Raw genomic sequence first — 23354 nt, 5'->3', positions numbered from 1 at the left:
TGTTGCTGCCTCCTAGGTGGTACGCGGCCCGCGGATGCTGCAGGTCAGGTTTTCGGTCCGGTGCGCTTCGAGTCCGCTGCCGGACGGTTTATGGGTACGTTAGAGCTCGGAGCCATCGCCGCACCGGCGAATTGCGATACCGCCCCCGGTTCCGCGATGATGCGGCGCAAGCCATCGCGCATGTGGTCGATCATGATCTCATCCGCGGCTTTGATGTCGCGTACTGCGATCGCTTCGACCAGTCGTCGATGTTCCCCGATGCGTTCCTCCGAGGAAGCATACGTCCCGCGCATCGCACCGAGGCACATGCGGGTCTCCACCAGGATCGTCTCGTGCAACCGCGAGAGACGCGGACTTCCCGCCAATTCGACGAGCGCATGATGAAAGCCCATGTCAGCGTCGGCTATCTGTGGACCGTTCGGTTCATCGGCGTACCGTTCCATCTCCTCGACACACCCGCCGAGCACATCCACTGCCTCGTCCGGGCTGCGCAGGATCACCTGCTCGAGTGCCGCGCGCTCGATTGCTGTTCGGGCGACATACATGTCCCGGATGTCGTCGTCGTCCATCGTGATGACGAACAGGCCGCGATTCCGGTAGCTGACCAGCAATCCCTCCTGGGTCAGGCGCTGCATGGCCTCCCGCAGGGGGCCCCGACTGACCCCGAGATCGGCCGCCAGTCCCGATTCGGTGAGCTGCGACCCCGGAGCGAAGTCGCCTCCGGCGATGGCCGCGCGTAGCTGCCTCGCGATGATCGCCGGCGTCGACTCCTGCACGAGTGGTTCGAGGACCCTGGACCTCGCCGCGCGTTTTCGTGCGGTGTCATGAGCCTTCATCGGTTCGGTCACTGCTCACTCCACCCTCTGATACGTGAGCGTCTCACCGCGCGCCCCGCCCATCCACACATCGTTGCAGGCTGCGGCGAACTCCCCCAGGCCCTCCTCGATCGTCGCGAAGACGTTGCCAGGCACCCACCCCACGTCACCGTTGATGAGCAAATTGTTCCGGCCGTAAAACACCGCGAGATCGATCAACAAAGTGTGATCCCTTGCCGCACTATCATTTTCGTACCCGTAGGCGGTGTTTTCGAGAGTTCCGTCGAACGTGAAGTAGCACAGGTCTCCCGGGATCGGGGTGACGGTGGTGTTCTCCGGTCCCGGCTCGGTGCCGGCGAAAGCCGGGACCAGTGTGTAGATTTCGTTGCGCGCGAACTTCCCGTGATACACCTGCCCGCCCTGCGGCAAGGCCTGCCACACCGCCTCCGCAGTACGCGGCGCCTCGTCGTCGAGCAACCGGGCCACTGCGGTCACCGAACGCTTCTCCAGGGTGATCCGTAGATATCTACTCATGTCCCCCACCTTTCGGTGCACTCGAGTTCACAGCGGCGTGACGTTCAAATGCATGTGCTGCCTGCAGGACTCGCTCGTCAGCATGTCGAGGTCCGACGATCTGGACGCCGACGGGCAACCCTTCGACGAATCCGCATGGCACCGTGATCGTCGGCTGTTGGGTCAGGTTGAAGGGATAGCTGTACGGGGTCCAACTCGTCCAGTCCGGATCGCCTGAGCCCGCGGGCACATCGACGCCCGCCTCAAACGCGACATCGGGCATCGCGGGCGTGATGAGCAGGTCGTACTCCTGGTGCAGCAGGCCCATTCGCCGTCCGAGGTCCATGCGCAGGGTGGTGGCGTCGATGAAATCACCGGCCGAGAAGTCGCTGTGCCGGTCCAGCGCCCGGATGAGTCCGGGATCAACCTTTGCTGCCGCCCCCGGACCATGTGCGGCGACGACCACGGCTGCCCCGGCAAACCACAGCACGTGGTAGGCCCAGACCGGGTCGCTCAGCGCCAGGTCGATCTCCTCGACGTGTGCGCCGAGTCCCGTGAACACCTCCAGCGTGTCCCTGACCTTCTGCTCGACTGCAGGGTTGTTGGTGCCGTACCCGAGGTCCGGACTGAAGGCGATCCGCAGGCCGTCCAACGATCCGGTACCGAGGTCCACCGGCGGAACAGGTGCGAGCGCTGACCAGTCCCTGGCGTCGAATCCGCTGATCACGTCGAGCAGCGCTGCGACGTCGGCAACGCTGCGTCCCATCGGGCCCACGTGCGCAAGCGTCCCGAAAGGGCTGGCCGGATAGATCGGCACGCGACCGTAGGTGGGCTTGAAGCCCACGATCCCGCAGAAAGCGGCGGGGATACGGATGGACCCGCCACCGTCGGTGCCGACGGACAGCACCCCTAGACCCGCAGCGACGGCGGCGGCACTGCCGCCGCTCGAGCCACCCGATGTGCGCTCGGTGTTCCACGGATTGCGGGTCACGCCGAACGCCGGGCTGTCGGTGACGCCCTTCCAGCCGAACTCCGGGGTGGTGACCTTCCCGAGCGTCACCGCACCCGCTTCGTGCAGGCGCGCGACAGCCGGAGAATCCTCTGGCCACGGCTGATCCGGATCGATCAATTCGGATCCGCGCAGTGTCGGCCTGCCCGCCGTCAGCAGGAGGTCCTTGATGGTGACCGGTACGCCGTCGAGCGCACTGAGCGGCGCCCCCCTCCGGTACCGCTCCTGCGATTCGAGTGCCTCTCGCCTCGCGGAATCACCGTGGACCTGCGTAAATGCGTTCAGGTCCGGGTTGTACCGAACAATTGCGTCAAGTGTTTCCTCGACAACGGTCAGCGGCGAGAGCTCACCGCTGCGGTAGTGCGTGGTCAGTTCGGAGGCGCCGTGGCTGCGAATGCCCCAGTTCTGTCGCGATTCCACGTCCGTCCTCACCTCCGCATCCGGCGAACCTCTTGGTAGATTGTTGACAATTTACCGTAATGTACCGGTCTCGAAGTGGACAGACCAGCCCTGTCCAGATCCGACGGCAGGTCGAGGACCGAGCAGAGAGGACGACGATGTCGGTCACCATTGGGATCCTGTACCCGGGCAGCGCCGCCGAAGACGACTACCCGCTCATGGAACGAATACTGGGCCAAGAGGTTTCGCTGCCCGTCATACTCACGACCGTCGGCGTCGACGCGCATGAGGTGGGCGCCCTGCTCGACCTGGGCAGCAGCGACCGGCTGATCGAAGGCGCCCGCGAAGTCGCCGCGTTCTCCCCGGACGTGGTGATGTGGGCCTGCACGTCCGGCAGCTTCGTCTTCGGATGGGATGGTGCCCACCAGCAGGTTGCCGAGATCACCGACGAAGTGGGTATACCGGCCGCTTCGACGTCGATCGCGTTCGCCGCCGCCTGCCAGGAACTGGCCTTGGATCGGGTGGCGGTCGCCGCGACGTATCCCGAGGTCGTCTCGTCGCACTTCGCGGCCTTCCTCGGTAAGGCAGGGATCACGGTCACCGAACTGGTGTCCCACGACATCCCCACTGCGGCGATGGCAGGCCGCCTCGACCATGATGCGGTGCTGGAGCTGGCCAAGAGCAACGACTCTCCCGACGCGCAAGCCGTCCTGATCCCTGACACGGCACTGCACACCATCGCCTGGCTCCCCGAGCTCGAGGACGCTCTGGGCAAGCCGGTGCTGACCGCCAATCAGGTGACGGTCTGGTACGGACTGAAGCTCGCCGGTACACCCATCCGGAGCGACATCTTGGGCACTGTCTTCCGAGGCTGACTACCCGGTTGCGGTGATCGAGAGGCCGACGGTGCCGCCATCGCCACGTCGCAATTGACTGCCCTTGACGGTGATCCAGCCCAGGATCCCGTACTTCTTCGCAATGGCCTTTCGCGTGTGGGCGGTGCCGTCAGCGTCCTGGATCTCGGCAGTGCCCCTGACGACGTCACCGAAGGCCTTCTTGCCACGCGCATCGCAGGCCTGAACCAGCACCTCCGGGTTTCGGCGGATCCGCTTGACCTTCCAGGAGTCCGTCACCGTCCACATCAACAGCTTGTCACCGTCCAAGGCCGCCCACAGCGGTGTCGCAACCGGGGTGCCGTCCTTTCGGAACGTGGTGAGTTGCACGTACTTCGCAGTTCCGGCCTGCCCAAACGGTGCGGTCATGGGCTGAACACTACTCACGCGACGCGGCCGAAGAGCGACTGCACCGCGCAGGGTTCGGCGGCGTGGTCGACGACGCCGGCCTCCTGCAACGTCGCCCACGCAGTCACCTGGTTCGCCGACAGCACCGGCTTGCCGAGTTCGGCCTCGAGCGTGGAGAGGATGTCGTAGGTCGGCAGGTTGGTGCAGGATACGAAGATCGCGTCGGCGTCCGGGCTGTCGGAGGCGCGGATCAGGTCCGCGGTGGCGCTGTAGGGGATCGTCCAGATGTCGTGGTCGTACCCCAGGCCCGCCTGCGAGACCACGGTGCGGCCCGCTTCGGCGAGGAAGTCGCAGAGCAGATCGGTCAGTGACGCCACATACGGGGTCGCGACGGCGATGCGCCCGAGATCGAGCACGTCCAGGGCCCGCAGCAGCGCCTCGGACGTCGTGATCGCCGCCGGGGCGCCCGCGTCGCGCATGCAGTCCGACAGCGCCGCCGCACCCGCGAGACCGTGCACGAAACTTCCCGATGCGCAGGCGTACCCCACGGCTGCAGGCCGCACCCCGAGGACGCTGCGGACGGCCTCCCGAATCTGCGAGTGTTCGCCGAGTGCACTGACCATGTCCACATCCACCACCGACGATGACGGCATCGGGGTGCGGGTGAAATACAGCGACACCGACCACGGCATCCAGCGCCAGAGCTCCCTGTCCAGAGCCATGTCGAAGGGGCAGACCATACCTATGCCGGTCGTTGCGCCAGGAGTCTCGGGCTCCGGAACCAGAGACAGGATGTTGCTGTCCATGCGTTGATGTTCGCATAGCGCAACAAATTGTTCTAGATGAGCTAATGTCCGTTGTTTGATTCCCCGCCTCGCCGGGGACAACCTTGCAGGGAACAAACCGGAGGTCGGACCATGACAACCGAAGATCAGCAAGCCGGCAGCACGAGCGGGGCGCCGGGACAGCTCGGGACCTCACTCAAACCGCGGCACATCACCATGATCTCCATCGCCGGAGTGATCGGCGCCGGGCTGTTCGTCGGTTCCGCCAACGCCATCGAAGAAGCCGGCCCCGCCGTCCTCATCTCGTACGCGCTCGCGGGCACCCTGGTGATCCTGGTGATGCGCATGCTCGGCGAGATGGCGACCGCCAATCCGGACACCGGATCGTTCTCCGTCTATTCGCACCGCGCGCTCGGACGCTGGGCGGGATTCTCCGTCGGCTGGCTCTATTGGTGGTTCTGGGTCCTCGTGATCCCGGTGGAGGCCACGGCGGCCGCAGAGATCTTCAGCAAACTGATCGGCGGCGACCAATGGATCTGGGCCCTCGCGGTGACCCTGCTCCTGACCGCCACCAATCTCGTCAGCGTCGGGAACTACGGCGAGTTCGAATTCTGGTTCGCCCTCATCAAAGTCGTTGCCATCGTTGCCTTCATCACGATCGGCGTGCTCGCCATCCTCGGTTTGTTCCCGGGGTCGGAGACCAGCGGCGTGAGTCACCTGTGGGAACCCGACGGATTCTTCGCCAACGGGTACGCCGCGATCATCTCCGCCATGCTGGTGACGATGTTCTCGTTCATGGGCACCGAGATCGTCACCATCGCCGCAGCGGAGTCGCCCGACCCCGAGAAAGGGATTCGCAAGGCAGTCAACTCGGTGATCTGGCGCATCAGCATCTTCTACATCGGCTCGATCTTCGTCATCGTGGCCCTGGTTCCGTACAACCAGCTCGACGATGGCTCGTACCAAACAGTGTTGGAGGCCATCGGCATTCCGGCCTCGGCGCAGATCATGGACATCGTGGTGCTCACCGCGGTCGCGTCGTGCCTGAATTCCGCGCTCTACACCGCCTCCCGGATGCTGTTCTCGCTCGGCGACCGCGGCGAGGCTCCGGCGGCAGTCAAGAAGCTGACCGCGAACGGCGTGCCGTGGGTGTCGGTCATCGCGTCGATGGCTCTGGGGTTCCTCGCGGTCATCGGCAACTACGTCCTGCCGGACAAGATCTTTGGCTACCTGCTCGCGACGAGCGGCGCCGTCGCATTGTTCGTCTATCTCTCGATCGCCGTGAGCCAATTCGTCCTCGGCCGGTCTATGCGAGCGCGCAAAGAGACGCCTGCGGTCACGATGTGGCTGTTCCCCTTCCTCACGGTTGCGGTGATCGTCTTCATCATCGCGGTCCTGGTCCTGATGGCCTTCGACTCGAATCAGCAAGACGCAATTCTGCTGTCGACCATCTCCGCCGTGGTCATTGTCGGCATCGGCGTCTGGCGCCAGAAGAAGTACGGGAACACCGACGCCTCACCCGCAGCGTCAGAGAGCAGCGCCACCACGTAGGTGGGGACAGACCCAGCTTTACCTCCACCGCCTCATTGGTTAGGCTGCCCTAACCGCAACGACGCGGTACGCACGAAGGGGTAAGGCATTGGGAAAGTTTTCACGCCGGTTCGGTACGGCGGGAACCGCGTTGGTGGCGATGGCGCTCGTGGTCGCGGGCTGCAGCTCCCCGGACGACGACAAGTCCGACAGCAGTGGCTTCGAGTCGATCACCATCGAGCACGAGTTCGGTTCCACCACCATCGACTCCGAGCCGAAGGTGGTGGTCACCATGCTGGGCAGCTGGACCGATGCACTGGTTGCCCTGGACGTGCCGATCAAGGCCGAATATGTCACCGAGGGCTACTCGGGAGAGAACAACAAGTTCGAGTGGACACCGGCTCACGAGTCCGAGGTCATCCCGTACCTGGGCGCCGAATCGATCAGTGTTCCCCAGCTCGCGGCCATCGAGCCGGACATCATTCTGGCCGGATATCTGGGCAGCGAAGACGAATACAAGCGCCTGCGCCAGGTTGCGCCGGTGATCCCGGTCATGCAGAAGGACGCGGTCATGGATTCGTGGCAGGACGTGACCCTGACAGCAGGAAAGATCTTCGGGAAGCAGGATCAGGCACAGTCTCTGGTCGACGACGCCGAGCAACAGCTCACCGACTTCAAGACTGCGCACCCGAACGCGCAGGGCAAGACATTCTCGTTCGGGCAGTTGAACGCAGAAGGTCAGATCGGTCTGATCGCGGACGAGAACGACCCGACCACCAAGCTGATGACTTCCATGGGGTTTGTGCTCGATCCCAAGATCAAGGAAGTGGCGGAAGGACAGAGTCGAGTTCTGGTCTCAGCTGAGCGTACCGATCTGCTGGACTCGGATCTGTTGGTGCTGTGGCCACTCGGCGGCGATCCGGCGGCTTTCGACGCCCTGCCGGGCTGGGCGAACCGTACCGCCGTCAAGAGTGGCGCCACCGTGTTCGTGAACAACAACAACGCCTCGGCGCTGAGTAACCCGACGGTTCTGTCGGTGCCTTTCGCGCTGGACCTCATCGCGCCGGCGGCCGAGAAGATCCCCGCCTGACGTTCACATCCCGCGCTGTTCGAGTTCTTTCGAGGCCGCCCAGGCCGTGATGTCGCCGCGCCCGATCGCCACCGCCAGCAGTTCCGGAAAGGCGTCGGGCGTACAGGCGAACGCCGGTATACCCATGTCGGCCAACGCCAGTGCGATATCACGGTCGAAGGCGGGCGCTCCCTCGTCGGACAACGCCAGCAGCACCACGACGGTGATACCGGCATCGGTCATCGCGGCGACCCGCGCCAGCATCTTGTCGCGGAGACCACCTTCGTAGAGGTCGGAGATCAGGACGAAGATCGACTCGGTCGGCCGGGTGATCAGGCCCTGGCAGTAGGCGATCGCCTGGTTGATATCCGTGCCACCGCCGAGCGTCGCACCGAACAGGACGTCCACCGGATCGTCCAATTCATCTGTCAGATCGACGACTTCGGTGTCGAAGAGCACCAGGGACGTGCGGATGGAGCGCATCGAGGCCAGTACCGAACCGAAGATGGAGGCGTAGACGATCGACGCCGCCATCGACCCGGACTGGTCGATCGCCACCACGACGTCGCGACCCAGCTGCTGCGAGCGACGACCGTGCCCCACCAGCTGCTGCGGGACGATCGTCCGGTATTCGGGCAGATAGTGTTTGAGATTCTTGGCGATCGTCCGATTCCAGTCGATGTCGGCAGGTCTGGGCCGATGGGTTGTCGCGGCACGATTGAGGGCGCCGGTGATTGCCGCCCTGGTCTGATCGGCGATCCGGCGTTCCACGTCGTCGACGACCTTGCGAACGAGAGTCCGGGCCGATGCTCGTGAGGTCTCGGGGATCGCCTTGCCCAGACTGATCAGGGTGCTGACCATGTCGATGTTCGCCTCGACGGTGTCCATCAGCTCGGGTTCGGCGAGCAGTGCGGCGATCCCCAGGCGGTCCACGGCGTCGCGTTGCATCACCTGGACGACGTTGGACGGGAAATACTTTCGGATGTCGCCGAGCCACCGGGCCACCGACGGCGCCGAGCCACCCAGCCCGCCCCGGCGACCACTGGGCGCCTCGTACAGCGCAGCGAGTGAGCGGTCCATCTCCTGCATCTGCCCGCCGCCGGGTCTGCCGAGCGCATCGTCGGCCTGCGTCCCGACGACCATCCGCCACCGTCGCAGCCGCGCGTCCTCCACCGGGTCCGGTTCGGGTTGTTCAGGCATCAGCACTCCCCTCCGCTGCGGGCAGCAGTCCGAGCAGACTCGCGACCACGGCGACGGCCGGCGCGGCGCGTTCTGCATCGATCTGCGAAGGCGCTGCCACCGCGATCACCCCGCCTCCGATCCCCTTCACCGACTCCGCGATATTGCGGCGGATGCCCGCCTCGAACAAGCTGAAGGTGCGGCGCAACAGCGGGACCAACTCGGTGAACTGCTCGTCGGGTAGACCTGCGAGCCAGTGGTCGATGACGGCGAGCAGTGATCGGTCGTGGACCAGCAGCAGCCCACCCCCGCCGATGAAGCCGTCGATCCACGCCGCCTTGTCGGCGGGGACCGCGCCGACCGACAGCGCCCGGTGCAACCTGGTGGCGGCATCATCGGCGTCGATCTCGCGCGAGTCCAGCAGGATGCGGACGATTCGGCCGACCAGGGCGCCGTGCAGATCCCTCCGGTCGGCCAGTGCGCGCAGCACTTCACGCCAGGTCGCTGCTTCCTCCCCGGCGATCCCGACCTGCTCGAGGAGGTCGGTCACCTCCTGCACCTGATCGATCAGCTTCCGGAACTCCGCGGCAGCCTCAGCGCCCAGCCCGGTCACGGCAGCGGGCAGTCCGGCGCACACCCGGACGAGCAGGGACGTGGTGACCTCGGCCAGCGCCCGGGTATCGGTGCCGCGAACATCGCCGTAGCGCAACGCCCGCGACAGTGCAGGCAACGCGTTCATCAGGTGCTCGACGTCGCGGTCGATGGCCGCGCGATCGCGCAAAGCGCCGAGCACCCGGCTGACGGCGTCCGGAAGGTCGGCCAGCAGTGCCTGTTCGAGGACCGCAGTCACCTGGGCCAGCCGCGTTGCCGTCGTCGCGCGGTCGATCAGTCTGCTGGTCGCTGCGGCCTCGACGGTGGTGCCCCACACCGCCGCGACGACGATGTCTATCGCGAAGTCCGGCTTCCACGCGAGACGCCAGCCCTCCTTGAAGGTGCCCGACCCGGTGACATCCTCCGGCACACCCCAGTCGATGTCGAGCGATGCGAGGCGGTGCAGCAGCACTGATTTCGACAGATCTGAGGGCTTGCGGAGATCCAGGACGAGTTGCCGGACCATGGGGTCGATCTTCAGCCGCGCCGAACGCGCACTTGCCCGTAGATCTGCCTCGAGTGGAACTGTCGGGGCGTCGGCGGGCGTGGACCCGAGTAGTTCGCCGATCACCAGCTCGTCGTTGATCAGCGCCATGACGGAGTCGTCGCCGTCGCACATCACCGCCTCGGTGGCCTCGGTGACCTCGGCGAGCCCGGGCAGCGGACGGTGCCGCAACGTCGCGAGCGCTTCGGCCAACCGCGCGCTCTCGATGACGTGCGCCGAGGAGATCGCAATGTCTTTGTCCCGCAACAGGCGCGCAACCTTGATCAGCCAACGGGTGATCACCTCCTGCGGCTGCGTGAACAGATGGTGGTACCAGCCTGGCGAGAGGACCCCCGCGCCGTATCCGGATGCGAACGCCAGCCGCGAATGGGTCCACGGCACCCAGGCAAGCTTCACCCGGACCTTGGGTGTGCCGCGCAGTAGCTTGGCATCACCCGTCGCAGGCGGCAGCTTGCCCATCAGCGCCGGCGCATGCCAGGCGCCACAGACCACCACGACCCGCTCCACGCCGGGTTCTTTGATCGCCTTTCGGAGCACCTGCCGCATCTGCGCTTCGCGGCGCTGCTCGTGGAGCCGATCGCCCTGATCACCTACCGGTGGCAGCTCGTCTCGCAGGGCGGCCATGGCCTCCGCGATGGCCTCGAACCCTCCCCCGTCGGAACGAGTTTCGATGACATCGTCCCACCAGCGTTCGGGATCGTCATAGCCGGCGGCATCGGCGAGCACGCCGATGGGATCGGTCCGCACAGGTGCGCTCGCATCGAGTCCGTCGGGCTCGGCGAGGTCGAGGGTCGGGTCCTCGTCCGAGGTCTCCGTCGCATCCTGGTCGCCGCGAAGACCATGGGCGAGCACCATGGCGGCGGGCAGATCGCAGAATCGCACCGGTACATCCGATTCGTTTGCCCATCGCATGGCCTGCCACTCCGGAGAGAAGGCCGCGAACGGCCAAAATGCTGCGACAGCCGGACGATCGACGGCATACGCGAGGATCGCGACCGGCGGCGTCATGTCCGCTGCACCCACGAATCCGACGAGCGGATCTGCATCCGCCGGACCCTCGATCAGGATGATGTCGGGATCGATCCGGTCCAGTTCGGCGAGGACGCCGCGAGCCGAACCCGGACCGTGATGCCGTACGCCCAGGACGGACACCTCCGTCAATGTTCCACCTCGCGGCACGCCCGGTAGAAGTCGGCCCAGTCCTTACGCTCGCGCACAACCGCTTCCAGGTATTCGGTCCACACCACGGCGTCCGCGATCGGATCCTTGACCACGGCACCGAGAATGCCCGCGGCGGTGTCGGACGGCCGAAGGACTCCGTCACCGAAGTGCGCAGACATCACCACCCCGTGCGTGACCACCGAGATCGCCTCAGCGGTCGACAAGGTGCCCGACGGTTGTTTCACACGGGTGCGGCCGTCGGCGGTGAGTCCCGAGCGCAATTCGCGGAACACCGTGACCACGCGGCGGATCTCCTCCGACGCGCTCGGGATCTCGGGCAGATCCAACGTCTGGCCGAGTGCCTGCACCCGCTGGGTGACGATCGAGACCTCTTCGTCGGCGGTGGCCGGCAACGGCAGCACCACGGTGTTGAAACGCCGGCGCAATGCCGACGACAGTTCGTTGACACCGCGGTCGCGATTGTTCGCCGTGGCGATCACCGAGAACCCCTTGGCGGCCTGCACTTCGGTGCCCAGTTCGGGGATCGGCAGCGATTTCTCCGACAGCACCGTGATCAGCGCGTCCTGGACGTCGGAGGGGATGCGGGTGAGTTCTTCGATCCGGGCGATCTTGCCCTCGCTCATCGCGGTCATCACCGGAGAGGGCACCAGCGCCTGCTCGCTCGGACCCTCGGAGAGGAGCCGGGCGTAGTTCCAGCCATAGCGGATCGCCTCTTCAGGAGTACCCGCGGTGCCCTGGATCAGCAGGGTCGAGCGGCCGCTGATCGCCGCGCTGAGGTGCTCGGACACCCACGTCTTCGCGGTACCGGGGACGCCGAGTAGCAGCAATGCCCGGTCCGTGGCGAGAGTGGCGACCGCGACCTCCATCAGCCGCCTCGGACCGATGTACTTGGGAGAGATGACCGTTCCATCGCTCAACGTCCCGCCGAGGAGGTACGTCACCACCGCTGACGGAGACAGGTTCCACTGCTGCGGCCGGGACCGGTCGTCTGTTGCGGCGAGCGCTGCCAGTTCACCTGCGTACAGCTGCTCCGCATGTGGGCGCAGGATGTCCGGTTCAGGATTCGTCATGCATCTCCTCGGTGATCGCGGTGCGCAGGATCAGCGCCCACTTGAGTGGTTCGAGCAACTGCGGCCAGCCACCTTTCATCCGGTCACGCACCGTCTCGATCTGTTCGATCCAGCGATACCCGGGCCCGACGGGCAGCCCGAGGCGTAGCTGATCGACCAGGGCACGCCAGTTCCAGAGCGGGGTCGACGACGGCGAGATCGACTCGCGTAACACCGCATTCAGTGCTGTCGCGGCCACCTCATCGGTCCAGGGCGCCGAAACATGAGCCAACACGTTTCCGGGCGGCCGACGGTTGCGGAGCCACCACACCGTCGCCTCGCTTCTCTTCGGTTCAGCCAAGATTCCGATCAGCGCGGGATCGGCTCCCGGCGCCCGATACAGGGCGCCTGCCCACGTCGCGTTGCGCTGCGCGACGGCGGCATCGCCCCAGGCACCCAGCACGGTGTCCGCATCATCCTCGGACACCGCCTCGACCAGCATCTGTGCCGGCTCACCGAACATGCTCTCCCACAGCGTCAGAGGCGTGTTCTGCAGGATCTGGCGGGCGAGCCATGCACCCGGCCCGGTGCCCCGCGGGGGTGTCGGATCGATGCCGTCGCGTCGAGCGGATTCGTCAGCCCGCTCCGGCAACACCAGCGACAGGCGACGTCGCCGTCCGCGACCGGAGGCGATCAGGACATGCCGCGCCCGTTCGATCATCCGTTGCTGCAGTCCGGAGTCAGGGATGTCGCTGAGCAGTCGCGCTGCCGCGGCGCGTACCGACCCTTTGCGATCGTCGAGGGCCTGGTCGAGGAACGCCTCGTCGGCCGGCGACGGTCCGACCTCGAGTGCCCCCAGCAGTGCGGCCCGTACGTCGCCGGGTTCGGTCGCCCAGACCGCTTGCAGGCGTTGCAGAGCTCCAGCGCCATCTTCAGATCGCCATCGACGAAGCACCTGTACGCGGGCGGGCGTGCTGCCGTATGACCAGATCTCGTCGGCATCGACGTCCTCGGGTTGCATGCCGAGATCTTTGGGCGGCAACACTGCTGCGATGTCGCTGACCTCGACGAGCCACCGACCCCGCGCGCCCACCAGAACCGCCACGGCGGGCCGGATCCTGACCTGACGCTTGGTGCGCTGCAACAGCATCGGAATCAGTTCCGCCGGAACTCGCAGGTCTCGGGCCGCCATCGCCTCTATCGCCCATGTGGCCATCTCGTCACCGGAGTCGAGCGCCTGCCCGAGTAACCCGGTGAGGCGGTCGCTCATTACGCGGCCAAAATCGTCCGGCGCGGGAGGCAGAACCTGGGCCGTTGGGCCGGCCAACACGCCCGCGCGCGTGGCGATGGTGTCCAGCGCAGCGATCGAAAGAACCGCTGCCACTGGGTCTTTGGGGTCGACCAGGGAGGCCGCAGCGGCGATCGCAGGGTCGAGGTCATGGACATCGATGGCCTTGCCCCCGACGCCGACGGTCGCAGCGGAGACCAGTTCGTCCCAGCCGCTCACGCTGCGTCGATCCGTTGCGCCTGGGGAGCTTCGGTGGCAACCGGGTCCAACCCCTCGGTTCCGAGCTCACCGAACACCTTCACCCGACGTCCGCCCGATACGGCCAGCAGTGCGAACCAGCGGTCGTCGGTGGTGTCGAGGTCGATCGACACACCGTCGTCGTCGACGAGCAGTCGGCGCCCCTGTGCCAGTGCCGGCCTACCGGCGATGACGACCGGGAAGCTCAGCAGCCAAGGGTCTTCGGCGATCGCTTCGGCACGCCGGCCCAGAGCAGCCTGCACCGTTGTCCCGGCCACAGCTCCCGGTGACGCCGCTCGCAATCCCAGATCGCCGTCGGGTACGAGTGCACGCAGTGGGGGCGTGCCCGGGTAGAAGTGCACCGGCCCGGCAAACGACATCCCGGCGATCAAACGGCCGTCGAGGCCGGCAACGTTGGGCGAGAACGACAGCACCACCGCGCATCTGCCCGTGGTGTGACCCCACAACCAGACCCGGCGGGTGATCAGCTGTTCGTCGTCGCGATCGCGCACCGCGACGATCTGCCAGGTGTCGAGCACCGGCTCGGTTGCCAGCACATCGGCCTTCGCTACCGGATACCCCAGATGCCTGCGGACATTGGCGGCCATCGCCGGGTCGAGTTCGTCGATACGCCGATGTGCGCGAGCGAGCAGCCTGAGCATCGCCAGTTCGCGGAGGAGCCGCTGCGGCCACCGGGCTCCGGTGACCAGCGCGGGAAGTTCCCGGACCCGGCGGGCCAGCCCGGGCACCTGGGCGTCGACGAGTCGCGCGGCCACCGGGTCGAATCGGCGATAAGGGTCGGCCTCCGCACCTGCGAGTCCGCCGCGAACCTGGTCGGAGAGCCACATCTCGAACTCGTCGAGTCCGCCTGCGACCCGAACCGCCCGTTGCTCCGCGGTTCGGGCCGCGCGCTCGGGATCCTTGGGTTCGGCGCGTTCGGTGGCGACCGGGGCAGCCGCAGCCTTCGCGGCGCGCTCGTCGATCCACGGCCTCGCGAAATCGGCGATTGCCGGGGCATCGGGTACGCCGCCGGCCGCCCAGAGCAGAAGCAGACCGAGTGCGTGCTTGCACGGGAACTTCCGAGACGGGCACGAACACCTGTACGCGGGGCCGCTGAGGTCGACGATCGTTTGATAAGGGTTCCTGCCGCTGCCCGTACACAGTCCCCACACCACGTTGTCCGCGGCGCCTGTCGACGACCACGGCGTCGGGATGGCCAGCTTGCGACCAGCTGCCTGGGACCCCGCATCAGGTGCCAGCGCCAACACCTGATCGGCCCGCCATCGCTGTGTCCCCACGGTCCTAAACTAACCCAGGGAACCGACACCTCCCACCGGCCAGGGGGACGCCTGTCGGTGGCGTCGGCTCGGTCGTCTGAAAGAACTACATTCGCGGTCTGTGAACGCGGGTTTCGCTACGGTTGATCGGGTTGCCGGGCACCAGTCTCATCCGGCACAGGGAGGACCAGCGACGATGACCCAGGTACCCGTATCCGTGCGCGCCCCGTTTCCGGGCATAAGTTCGCGGGCGTGGGAACACCCCGCCGATCGCACCGCGCTGACCGCCCTGCGCAGACTCAAGGGTTTCGACCAGGTCCTCAAGACGTTGTCGGGGCTGCTCCGCGAACGTCAGCACCGGCTGCTGTACCTCGCCAGTTCTGCGCGGGTGGGCCCCAGGCAATTCGCCGATCTCGACGCTCTGCTCGACGAGTGCGTGAGAACCCTCGACGCGCCGGTCAAGCCTGAGCTCTACATCTCCCAATCGCCGCTGGTGAACGCCGTCTGCATCGGGATGGACAAGCCCTTCATCGTCGTCACCTCCGGCATGTACGAACTGATGGACCACGACGAGCTGCGCTTTGTCATCGGGCACGAACTCGGACACGCACTGTCGGGGCACGCGGTGTACCGAACGATGTTGATGCACCTGACCCGGATCGCCGCGTCGATCGGGTTCATCCCGCTCGGCGGATGGGCGTTGCGAGCGATCGTCGCCGCACTGATGGAGTGGCAACGCAAGTCCGAGCTGTCGGGCGACCGCGCCGGACTGCTCTGCAGCCAAGACCTCGATGTGGCACTGCGCGTGGAACTGAAACTGGCGGGCGGCAAACACCTCGACCAGATGGACACCCAGGCGTTCATCGCCCAGGCGAAGGAGTACGAGCGGACCGGCGACCTGCGCGACGGCGTCCTCAAGTTGCTGAACCTGGAGATGCAATCGCACCCGTTCTCGGTGCTACGAGCTGCAGAGCTCAACCGCTGGGTGGATCGCGGTGGTTACGGAAAGATCGTAGCCGGCCTCTACCCGCGGCGTGAGGACGACGACAGCGCCAAGGTCGCCGACGATATCGGCGCGGCGCGAAAGGCGTACCGCGACAACTTCGACGAGTCCGAAGATCCGTTGATCAAGGGGATCCGCGACGGGCTCGGAGGGGTGGTCGACGGCGTCGGTCAAGCTGCCTCGGATGTGGCAGAGAGCGTCAACCGCAAGTTCTCCGACTGGCGAACGAACTCCAAGAACAAGTACGACGACAACAACTGAACTGCGACCTCAGACGGTCTTGGCGATCTCGCGGAATGTCTCGTACGTCGCCCTGAGGGTGTCGGCGGCAACGGCGGTGTCGGCGGGGACCGACCCGTCCTGGTCACATCGCCACGTATCCATCGAGATGTGCATCAGGGCCATGTAGACCGAGACCGTCACCCGCACCGCCGGGTCGTCTGCGGACTCGCCCATCCGCTTGGCTACCAGGTCGGTGATGCTCCGCATTTTCTTGTCGCCCAATTCGATACTGCGGGCATTCACCGACGGGGCATTCTGGATGATGCGATTCATCGTCTCGAATCGGGTGAGATCGACACTTCCGGTCGGACACCGGCCACCGAAGATCTGGACTTGGGCATTGACCAGCGCCTCGATGTGGTTGTCGGTGTGCGGCTGCGCCTCGAGGGAGTTCGCCATCGAGGCGATCATGTCCTCGATCGGGGCGAGAACGACGTCCTCTTTGGTGGCGAAGTAGCGATTGAACGTTCGCGGAGAGATGTCGGCGGCATCCGAGATCTGCTCGACGGTCGTTGCGTCGAAGCCTTGCTGGTCACACAGCTCCAGCGCGGCGGCGATCAGCCGGTCGCGCGTCTGAAGCTTCTTCCGTTCACGGAGACCTGCCTTGACCTGGCCTGTTCCGATTTCCGCGATGCTCACGTCCACATGATAACTCCGCTTCGACCAAATAGCTGCCCTCTGCGCCAAATGTCCGAATCAGCATTTTGTCGCTTGACGACTTCTGTCTGACTCTGCCACTATCGGTGACAGATCGATTCGTTATCCACCCTCTTCCAGATTTGAGGATCTCGTGGCTTCACCCCAAACCGTCATCGCGCAGGACTCACCTGATCGCGACACCGCACCGACATCGACCGGCGACTCACGCCGTTGGTGGGCACTGGGGATCATCGCCCTCGCCCAGCTCATGGTGGTTCTCGACGCCAGCATCATCACCATCGCCCTTCCTTACGCCCAGGTCGACCTGGACATCTCCGACGCCAACAGGCAGTGGGCGCTCACCGCCTACACGCTGCTGTTCGGCGGGCTACTGCTTCTCGGTGGACGCATGGCCGACTACCTGGGCCGGCGCCGCATGTTCCTGATCGGCCTCGCCGGCTTCGCGGCGTCCTCCGCCATGGCCGGGTTCGCCTGGGACCAGATGTCGTTCTTCGCAGGTCGCGCTCTCCAAGGCGTGTTCGCAGCGATGCTCGCGCCTGCCGCGCTCTCCCTGATCACCGTCACGTTCACCGAGCATCGTGAGCGGGCGCGCGCCTTTGCCGTCTACGCAGCAGTTTCGGGTGGCGGCGCGGCGATCGGATTGATCGCCGGCGGCGCGCTCACCGAGTACATGTCCTGGCGTTGGACCCTGCTGGTCAACACCCCGATCGCGATCATCGCTGCCATCGGTGGCCTGTGGCTCGTGATCAAGGACATACCGACCAAACGAACCGGCGGTTACGACATCCCCGGCGCCGTCACCGTCACGCTGGGCCTGATCAGCATTGTCTATGCCTTCACCAAAGCCGCCGAATCAGGTTGGGGCGCGGCATCGACCATCATGCTGTTCGTTGCCGGCGCAACACTACTGGCAGCATTCGTCGCGATCGAGCTGCGAACCACGCACCCACTTCTCCCATTGCGGATACCCGGTGAGCTGAACCGCGGTGGCGCCTACCTGGTGGCCTTCATCATCCCGACCGCCATGTTCGCGATGTTCCTGTTCCTGAGCTACTACTTCCAGAACACCCTGGGCGAGACGCCGCTACGGGCCGGAATCCTGTTCCTGCCGTTCCCCATTGCGCTGATCGTCTCAGCCGCGTCGGCCAGTTCACTCCTGCCGCGCTTCGGTCCGCGACCCCTGATGATTGCCGGCACCATTTCTGGCGTCCTCGGATATCTGTACCTCGCACAACTGGATTCGGATTCGACGTGGCTCGCCCACGTCTTGCCCAGTGAACTCCTGATCGCCCTCGGCATGGGTCTGGTGTTCGTCTCCATGCAGGCAGTCGCTCTGCACCAGATCGACGAGAAGGACTCCGGAGTCGCCAGCGCGCTGGTCAACACCGCACAGCAGGTCGGCGGCTCGGTGGGTGTTGCGCTGCTGAGCACGATTGTCGCGCAGGTCTTCTCGAACAGCTCGGGTAGTGCGATGACCGCAGGTGCGGACGGCACGCCGGTACCGGCCGATCCCGCGGCGTTCATGGCGGCCAGTATCCACAGCTACGACGTGGCGTTCTACTGGGGCGCCGGCTTCATGGCCCTGGCCCTGGCGGTCACCGTGTTCATGATCCGGATGAATCGTCACGCACTCGGTGACGAAACCCAGAACGCAGCCCATGTAGCTGCCTGATCATTTCGGCCGGAGAACCGGGTCGCACCTTGATGGTGCGGCCCGGTTTTTGGCGCTCCCGGCCCTACCCCGCCGACCGTGCCCTTCCAGACGCCGACCGGGCTCTTAAAGCCGTTGACCGGGCCTTTGTTTCGGTCGAGCGTGCCCTTGTCGACCACATTCGGATGCGGCACGCTTGACCCTGACACTGTGTGAGACCGCAACATAGAGAGCGCAATGATCACCATCGGAGATTTCGCCAAACTGGGCCGGGTATCGGTCCGGATGTTGCGGCACTATGACTCGATCGGACTGCTGACACCCCAGCGCACGGACCCTCATACGGGTTACCGGTACTACGAGGTGTCCCAGCTGCAGCGGCTCAACCGCGTCGTCGCACTCAAAGACCTGGGCCTGCGCCTCGAAGAGGTGCGGCGGATCGTAGACGACGAACTCACCGGGTCAGATCTGCGAGCGATGTTGCGCCTGCGCCACGCGGAGATCCAGTCCCAGATCCGCCACGACCAGTACCGGCTCGCCCAGGTGGAAGCGAGACTCCGACTCATCGAAATGGAGACAGACATGTCCGCACCCACCGTTCTGACGAAAACCGTCGACCCGATCAAGAACGTCGGGCTACGAGCCCTTGCTTCCAGCCAGACCAGCGACGACATCGGACCCGTCATCCAGTCGCTCTACCCGCAGATCATGGCCGCCTTCGGGGCCACCGCAGTCACCCCGGTCGGCCCCAGCGTGGCCTTCTACTCCCCCGCACCCGAGCAATCCGAGGACGCGGTCTGGGTGCATGCGACCTTCCCCGTGGCGTCCGGACCGGTGACCGGGCTCGACACCTTCGACATCCCCGGCGGTGAGGTCGCATCGATGATCCATCGGGGTTCGATGGACTCCATCGACTCGACGTATCAGGAGCTCAACCGCTGGGTGTCCGAGCAAGGTTTCGCCCTGAACGGTCAGGCCCGGGAGATCTATCTGGAGATGTCCGACGATCAGGCGGACTGGGTCACCGAGGTGCAGGTCGACTTCGTGCGTTGAACACCCTCGAACGCGAGGACAATGGAGAGCATGCACATAGTTCGCAGCTCGATCGACACCGCCAAAGGCCCGCAGGACTGGTTCACCGGGGACGTGTACATCGACGCGGTGGCAGCCGCTCCGGCGCCGTCACGGGTGTCAGCCAATCTCGTTCACTTCATGCCCGGCGCCCGCACACATTGGCACCGTCACGCGCTCAGTCAATCCGTGTTCGTGACAGAAGGAGTCGGGTTGTGCCAGCGCCGGGGTGGACCCGTCGAGGTCATCAGGCCCGGTGACCGGGTGTTGTTCGAGGCCGACGAAGAGCATTGGCATGGCGCCGCACCGACGAGGCTGATGGTGCACCTGGCCATCAACGAGGCCGACGACGACAACGCCGCTGTCGAGTGGCTGTCCCCGGTCACCGATGACGAATACAACCAAGCGCCGAACGCTTGATGAGCACGCCGAATTCGTCCAAGGATCCGCTGATCGCCGAAGACCTCCTGTTGCTGCTGTTCGACCCCCGATCCGGGACGATCGCCGGCGAAGGCACCCTGTTCTATGTTCTCGGTGGTGCGGTTCTGACCGAACTCGCCTTCACCAATCAGATCGCCATCGAGAACCGGGGTGGCCTGCGTGGGAGTCTCGTCAGCGCTGTCGAGGACACCCCTCCGACAGACCCGCTGCTCAGGTCGGCGTGGAACCGAATCGCGGAGAAGCCGCGGGACCCGCAGACCCTCCTGGCGTCCATCGGTCCGACGCTGCGACCGATCGTCCTCGACCGGTTGGTCGAACGCGGGTACATCGTTGCCGAACGCAAGAAGAGGTTGCGGCTGTTCACCACAACGTCGTTGCGCGAGGGCGACGGGAGACGACGCAGTGACTTGTTGGCGCAGGTTCGGGCGGTCTTTGTCGATGGAGTGAGCCCGCAGCCCCGGATCGCAGCGCTCGGAGCATTGCTGTCGGCGAGCGGCACGCTCCCCACCTTCTATCGCGACATCCCGTGGTCGGGTGATGTGTACACGCGTGGCAAGGAACTCGAGCGTGGCGAATGGGGCGCCGATGCTGTCGGTGTCGCGGTCGCTCGGACTGTCGCGGCGAGCGTCGTCAATTCAATGGTGGCTGTCGGACTCATCAAAGGTTGAGCGACTTCACCCGCGCAGCAAGAACCCCGGCACCGATGAGGTGCCGGGGTTCTTGTTTCAGCAGTTATTTCTCAGCAGTTATCCAACGACAAGTGTTTCGCCGTCGTCGCTCGTGGTCACCGCGACCGTGTCGCCGTCGGTGATCTTGCCTGCCAGCAGAGCTCGGGCGAGCTGGTCGCCGATGGCCTGCTGGACGAGGCGCCGCAATGGCCGGGCGCCATACAGCGCGTCGAAACCACGTGTGGCGAGCCACTTCTTGGCGTCGTCGGACACATCGAGAGTCAGTCGACGCTGCGCGAGGCGCTTGCCCAGCTGACCGATCTGGATGTCGACGATCGACACCAGCTCGTCCGGAGTGAGCGCATCGAACACCACGACATCGTCGAGGCGGTTGATGAACTCCGGCTTGAAGGCCATCCGGACCGCGTTCATGACCTGGTCCTTGTCACCTCCGGCACCGAGGTTGGAGGTGAGGATCAGGATGGTGTTACGGAAGTCCACCGTCCGGCCCTGACCATCGGTCAGCCGACCCTCGTCGAGGACCTGGAGCAGGATGTCGAAGACGTCCGGGTGTGCCTTCTCGACCTCGTCGAACAGCACCACCGTGTAAGGGCGACGCCGTACGGCCTCGGTCAGCTGGCCGCCGGATTCGTATCCGACGTAGCCCGGAGGTGCACCCACGAGCCGTGCGACGCTGTGCTTCTCGCCGTACTCGCTCATGTCGATGCGAACCATGGCGTGCTCGTCGTCGAACAAGAACTCTGCAAGAGCCTTGGCCAGCTCCGTCTTACCGACACCGGTCGGGCCGAGGAACAGGAACGATCCCAGTGGCCGGTTCGGGTCGGCAACACCGGCCCGGGCGCGACGCACCGCATCCGACACCGCTTGCACGGCTAGCTTTTGACCGATGACGCGGGAGCCGAGTTCGTCTTCCATCCGGAGCAGCTTCGCGGTTTCACCCTCGAGCATGCGTCCCGATGGAATGCCGGTCCACGACGAGACCACCTGGGCCACGTCGTCGGGTCCGACCTCTTCCTGCAGCATCACATCGCCGCCACCGGTGGCACCCGACTTGGCCGCAGCCACCTCGAGTTCCTTTTCCAGCGTGGGGATCTGGCCGTAACGCAACTCGGCGGCACGACCGAGATCACCGTCGCGTTCTGCGCGTTCGGACTCACCACGGAGGTGTTCCAGACGTTCCTTGAGGTCGCGCACCGAGTTGATGGCGTTCTTCTCGGACTGCCAGCGAGCCGAGAGCTCGTTCAGCTTCTCTCGCTGGTCGGCGAGCTCCGAGCGGAGCTTGTCGAGGCGGACCTTCGATGCCTCGTCGGTCTCCTTTTCCAAGGCGACCTCTTCGACCTCGAGTCGGCGAACGATACGTTCGACCTCGTCGACTTCGACTGGACGCGAATCGATCTCCATACGGAGCCGCGACGCGGCCTCATCGACCAGGTCGATGGCCTTGTCAGGGAGGAACCGAGACGTGATGTAACGGTCACTCAGGGTCGCGGCAGCCACCAGCGCGGAGTCCGTGATGCGGACGCCGTGATGGACCTCGTAACGATCCTTGAGGCCACGCAGGATCCCGACAGCGTCTTCGACCGACGGCTCACCGACGTACACCTGCTGGAACCGACGTTCGAGAGCCGCATCCTTCTCGATGTACTGGCGATACTCACTGAGGGTCGTGGCACCGACCAGCCGCAGCTCACCACGGGCGAGCATCGGCTTGATCATGTTGCCGGCATCCATCGCCGAATCACCGGTCGCGCCGGCACCCACGATGGTGTGCAGCTCGTCGATGAACGTGATGACCTGCCCGGCAGAGCCTTTGATCTCCTCGAGGACGGCCTTGAGCCGCTCCTCGAACTCACCGCGGTACTTCGCACCGGCGACCATCGATCCCATGTCGAGGGAGACGACGGTCTTTCCGCGCAGGCTCTCGGGGACATCGCCCGCGATGATCCGCTGGGCCAGCCCTTCGACGATGGCGGTCTTGCCGACGCCGGGCTCACCGATGAGCACCGGGTTGTTCTTCGTTCGACGACTGAGCACCTGGACGACGCGACGGATCTCGGTGTCGCGGCCGATGACCGGATCGAGCTTGCCTTCGCGGGCGGCAGCGGTCAGGTCGGTGGAGTACTTCTCCAACGCCTGATAGGTGTTCTCCGGGTCGGCCGAGGTCACGCGAGCGCTACCGCGGACGGCGACGAACGCCTCCCGCAGGGCCTGGGGAGTAGCACCGACATCAGCCAACAACTTCGCGACGTCGGAGTCGCCGGTCGCCAGACCGACAACGAGATGCTCGGTCGAGACGAACTCGTCGTCGAGTTCACCGGCCAGTTGCTGCGCTGCGGAGATCGCCGTGATCGACTCCCGACTGAGCTGCGGGGTCGAGCTCGCACCGGACGCCTTGGGCATCCGATCGACGAGCTGTTGCGCTGCTGCACGGGTCTGAGCAGGATCAACGCCGACCGCCTTGAGCAGCGGCGAAGCGATCCCGTCAGATTGATCGAGCAGCGCGACGAGTACGTGAGCAGGCCGAACGTCCGGGTTACCGGCTGCGGCCGCCGCTTGGATCGCCGACGACAAAGCCGCCTGCGACTTGGTGGTGGGGTTGAAACTGTCCACTCGTGCACCTTCCTTCTGGGTCTAGAACAAGTAGGTACGGGCCTCATTGTGCCCGTTCAGAAGGTGTAACGCACAAAGAGTTGAGTCTGTTCCGCTCAACTAGAGAAATCTGAGAATTTCTACACATGCACACGCTTGAGTCATATGCACACGTCGCACGGAAGTTGTCAACCTGTCTGAGACAGGTGTGGGTTTTTCGATTGTTCGGCCTGTTCGGC

20 protein-coding genes are annotated in these 23354 nt (G+C 65.2%); 8 read left to right on the top strand and 12 right to left on the bottom strand.

What is annotated here, in order from left to right; genetic code table 11:
• Positions 1-44 precede the first annotated feature (44 nt).
• From BH683_RS01620 to BH683_RS01610, 3 genes are read right to left on the bottom strand one after another with little or no spacing between them, the layout of a single operon-like run.
• Positions 45-836 (bottom strand): GntR family transcriptional regulator, encoded by a 792-nt coding sequence (locus tag BH683_RS01620; RefSeq protein ID WP_084834539.1) that lies wholly within the window; start codon positions 834-836, stop codon positions 45-47.
• Between the two features lie 15 nt (positions 837-851).
• Positions 852-1349: a DUF3830 family protein gene (locus BH683_RS01615; protein ID WP_084834538.1), complete on the bottom strand. Its 498-nt coding sequence runs from the start codon at positions 1347-1349 to the stop codon at positions 852-854.
• The gene (locus BH683_RS01610) at positions 1342-2757 is read right to left on the bottom strand and encodes an amidase (RefSeq protein WP_084834521.1); all 1416 of its coding nucleotides are present in this window, start codon (positions 2755-2757) and stop codon (positions 1342-1344) included. Before BH683_RS01610 ends, BH683_RS01615 begins: the two co-directional genes overlap by 8 nt.
• 137 nt (positions 2758-2894) lie before the next feature.
• On the opposite strand from BH683_RS01610, the gene BH683_RS01605 reads away from it, so the two are divergent.
• Positions 2895-3611 (top strand): aspartate/glutamate racemase family protein, encoded by a 717-nt coding sequence (locus BH683_RS01605; RefSeq protein ID WP_084834537.1) that lies wholly within the window; start codon positions 2895-2897, stop codon positions 3609-3611.
• Here the strand turns inward: BH683_RS01605 and BH683_RS01600 are convergent, their stop codons facing one another.
• Both BH683_RS01600 and BH683_RS01595 read right to left on the bottom strand, forming a co-directional pair.
• Positions 3612-3998 carry a PPOX class F420-dependent oxidoreductase gene (locus tag BH683_RS01600; protein WP_084834520.1) on the bottom strand — a complete coding sequence of 129 codons (387 nt, stop codon included), beginning with the start codon at positions 3996-3998 and terminating at the stop codon, positions 3612-3614.
• 14 nt (positions 3999-4012) lie between these two features.
• The gene (locus tag BH683_RS01595; protein WP_084834519.1) at positions 4013-4783 is read right to left on the bottom strand and encodes an Asp/Glu/hydantoin racemase; all 771 of its coding nucleotides are present in this window, start codon (positions 4781-4783) and stop codon (positions 4013-4015) included.
• A 111-nt stretch (positions 4784-4894) separates the two neighbouring features.
• On the opposite strand from BH683_RS01595, the gene BH683_RS01590 reads away from it, so the two are divergent.
• Together BH683_RS01590 and BH683_RS01585 are read left to right on the top strand one after the other, a co-directional pair.
• Entirely contained in the window at positions 4895-6313 is a 1419-nt protein-coding gene (locus tag BH683_RS01590) for an amino acid permease (RefSeq protein ID WP_084834518.1), read from the top strand.
• Positions 6314-6401: 88 nt separating this feature from the next.
• A complete protein-coding gene (locus tag BH683_RS01585) occupies positions 6402-7382 on the top strand; it encodes an ABC transporter substrate-binding protein (protein ID WP_246833137.1) in 981 nt (326 codons plus the stop codon).
• Positions 7383-7385: 3 nt separating this feature from the next.
• On the opposite strand, the gene BH683_RS01580 is transcribed toward BH683_RS01585, so the two are convergent.
• From BH683_RS01580 to BH683_RS01560, 5 genes are read right to left on the bottom strand one after another with little or no spacing between them, the layout of a single operon-like run.
• Complete coding sequence (locus BH683_RS01580; RefSeq protein WP_084834516.1) at positions 7386-8561, bottom strand: VWA domain-containing protein; 1176 nt, start codon at positions 8559-8561, stop codon at positions 7386-7388.
• Positions 8554-10857 carry a DUF5682 family protein gene (locus tag BH683_RS01575; RefSeq protein ID WP_246833136.1) on the bottom strand — a complete coding sequence of 768 codons (2304 nt, stop codon included), beginning with the start codon at positions 10855-10857 and terminating at the stop codon, positions 8554-8556. The genes BH683_RS01580 and BH683_RS01575 overlap by 8 nt, the downstream gene beginning before the upstream one ends.
• Entirely contained in the window at positions 10854-11948 is a 1095-nt protein-coding gene (locus BH683_RS01570) for an AAA family ATPase (protein WP_084834514.1), read from the bottom strand. The genes BH683_RS01575 and BH683_RS01570 overlap by 4 nt, the downstream gene beginning before the upstream one ends.
• Entirely contained in the window at positions 11935-13434 is a 1500-nt protein-coding gene (locus tag BH683_RS01565; RefSeq protein ID WP_084834513.1) for a DUF5691 domain-containing protein, read from the bottom strand. Before BH683_RS01565 ends, BH683_RS01570 begins: the two co-directional genes overlap by 14 nt.
• Entirely contained in the window at positions 13431-14750 is a 1320-nt protein-coding gene (locus BH683_RS01560; RefSeq protein ID WP_084834512.1) for an SWIM zinc finger family protein, read from the bottom strand. Before BH683_RS01560 ends, BH683_RS01565 begins: the two co-directional genes overlap by 4 nt.
• A 175-nt stretch (positions 14751-14925) precedes the next feature.
• Here BH683_RS01560 and BH683_RS01555 point away from each other — a divergent pair, with 175 nt between their 5' ends.
• Entirely contained in the window at positions 14926-15993 is a 1068-nt protein-coding gene (locus BH683_RS01555; RefSeq protein WP_084834511.1) for a M48 family metallopeptidase, read from the top strand.
• A gap of 9 nt (positions 15994-16002) precedes the next feature.
• Here BH683_RS01555 and BH683_RS01550 read toward each other — a convergent pair whose 3' ends face one another.
• Positions 16003-16653: a TetR family transcriptional regulator gene (locus BH683_RS01550; RefSeq protein WP_307796781.1), complete on the bottom strand. Its 651-nt coding sequence runs from the start codon at positions 16651-16653 to the stop codon at positions 16003-16005.
• A 151-nt stretch (positions 16654-16804) separates the two neighbouring features.
• Here BH683_RS01550 and BH683_RS01545 point away from each other — a divergent pair, with 151 nt between their 5' ends.
• The 4 genes from BH683_RS01545 (at position 16805) to BH683_RS01530 (ending at position 20505) form a co-directional block, all read left to right on the top strand.
• Positions 16805-18346: an MFS transporter gene (locus tag BH683_RS01545; protein WP_084834509.1), complete on the top strand. Its 1542-nt coding sequence runs from the start codon at positions 16805-16807 to the stop codon at positions 18344-18346.
• Between the two features lie 216 nt (positions 18347-18562).
• The gene (locus BH683_RS01540) at positions 18563-19378 is read left to right on the top strand and encodes a MerR family transcriptional regulator (protein WP_168186940.1); all 816 of its coding nucleotides are present in this window, start codon (positions 18563-18565) and stop codon (positions 19376-19378) included.
• Between the two features lie 30 nt (positions 19379-19408).
• Positions 19409-19816 (top strand): cupin domain-containing protein, encoded by a 408-nt coding sequence (locus BH683_RS01535; protein ID WP_084834536.1) that lies wholly within the window; start codon positions 19409-19411, stop codon positions 19814-19816.
• On the top strand, positions 19816-20505 hold the full coding sequence (locus BH683_RS01530) for a GPP34 family phosphoprotein (protein ID WP_084834507.1): 690 nt from the start codon (positions 19816-19818) through the stop codon (positions 20503-20505). Before BH683_RS01535 ends, BH683_RS01530 begins: the two co-directional genes overlap by 1 nt.
• Before the next feature lie 78 nt (positions 20506-20583).
• On the opposite strand, the gene clpB is transcribed toward BH683_RS01530, so the two are convergent.
• Complete coding sequence (gene clpB / locus BH683_RS01525; protein WP_084834506.1) at positions 20584-23136, bottom strand: ATP-dependent chaperone ClpB; 2553 nt, start codon at positions 23134-23136, stop codon at positions 20584-20586.
• Positions 23137-23354: the final 218 nt, after the last annotated feature.

Source organism: Williamsia sp. 1138 (assembly GCF_002095435.2).
Classification (GTDB): domain Bacteria; phylum Actinomycetota; class Actinomycetes; order Mycobacteriales; family Mycobacteriaceae; genus Williamsia.
Note: the sequence above shows the minus strand (reverse complement) of the source record. Positions and strands in the feature narration are given on the sequence as shown.

Excerpts from the sequence above, each read along its gene's own strand:
- BH683_RS01590 (WP_084834518.1), top strand. The coding sequence starts at position 4,895 with ATGACAACCGAAGATCAGCAAGCCGGCAGCACGAGCGGGGCGCCGGGA.
- BH683_RS01570 (WP_084834514.1), bottom strand. The coding sequence starts at position 11,948 with ATGACGAATCCTGAACCGGACATCCTGCGCCCACATGCGGAGCAGCTG.
- BH683_RS01620 (WP_084834539.1), bottom strand. The coding sequence starts at position 836 with ATGAAGGCTCATGACACCGCACGAAAACGCGCGGCGAGGTCCAGGGTC.
- BH683_RS01605 (WP_084834537.1), top strand. The coding sequence starts at position 2,895 with ATGTCGGTCACCATTGGGATCCTGTACCCGGGCAGCGCCGCCGAAGAC.
- BH683_RS01580 (WP_084834516.1), bottom strand. The coding sequence starts at position 8,561 with ATGCCTGAACAACCCGAACCGGACCCGGTGGAGGACGCGCGGCTGCGA.
- BH683_RS01555 (WP_084834511.1), top strand. The coding sequence starts at position 14,926 with ATGACCCAGGTACCCGTATCCGTGCGCGCCCCGTTTCCGGGCATAAGT.
- BH683_RS01535 (WP_084834536.1), top strand. The coding sequence starts at position 19,409 with ATGCACATAGTTCGCAGCTCGATCGACACCGCCAAAGGCCCGCAGGAC.
- BH683_RS01540 (WP_168186940.1), top strand. The coding sequence starts at position 18,563 with ATGATCACCATCGGAGATTTCGCCAAACTGGGCCGGGTATCGGTCCGG.
- BH683_RS01595 (WP_084834519.1), bottom strand. The coding sequence starts at position 4,783 with ATGGACAGCAACATCCTGTCTCTGGTTCCGGAGCCCGAGACTCCTGGC.
- BH683_RS01530 (WP_084834507.1), top strand. The coding sequence starts at position 19,816 with ATGAGCACGCCGAATTCGTCCAAGGATCCGCTGATCGCCGAAGACCTC.
- BH683_RS01600 (WP_084834520.1), bottom strand. The coding sequence starts at position 3,998 with ATGACCGCACCGTTTGGGCAGGCCGGAACTGCGAAGTACGTGCAACTC.
- BH683_RS01615 (WP_084834538.1), bottom strand. The coding sequence starts at position 1,349 with ATGAGTAGATATCTACGGATCACCCTGGAGAAGCGTTCGGTGACCGCA.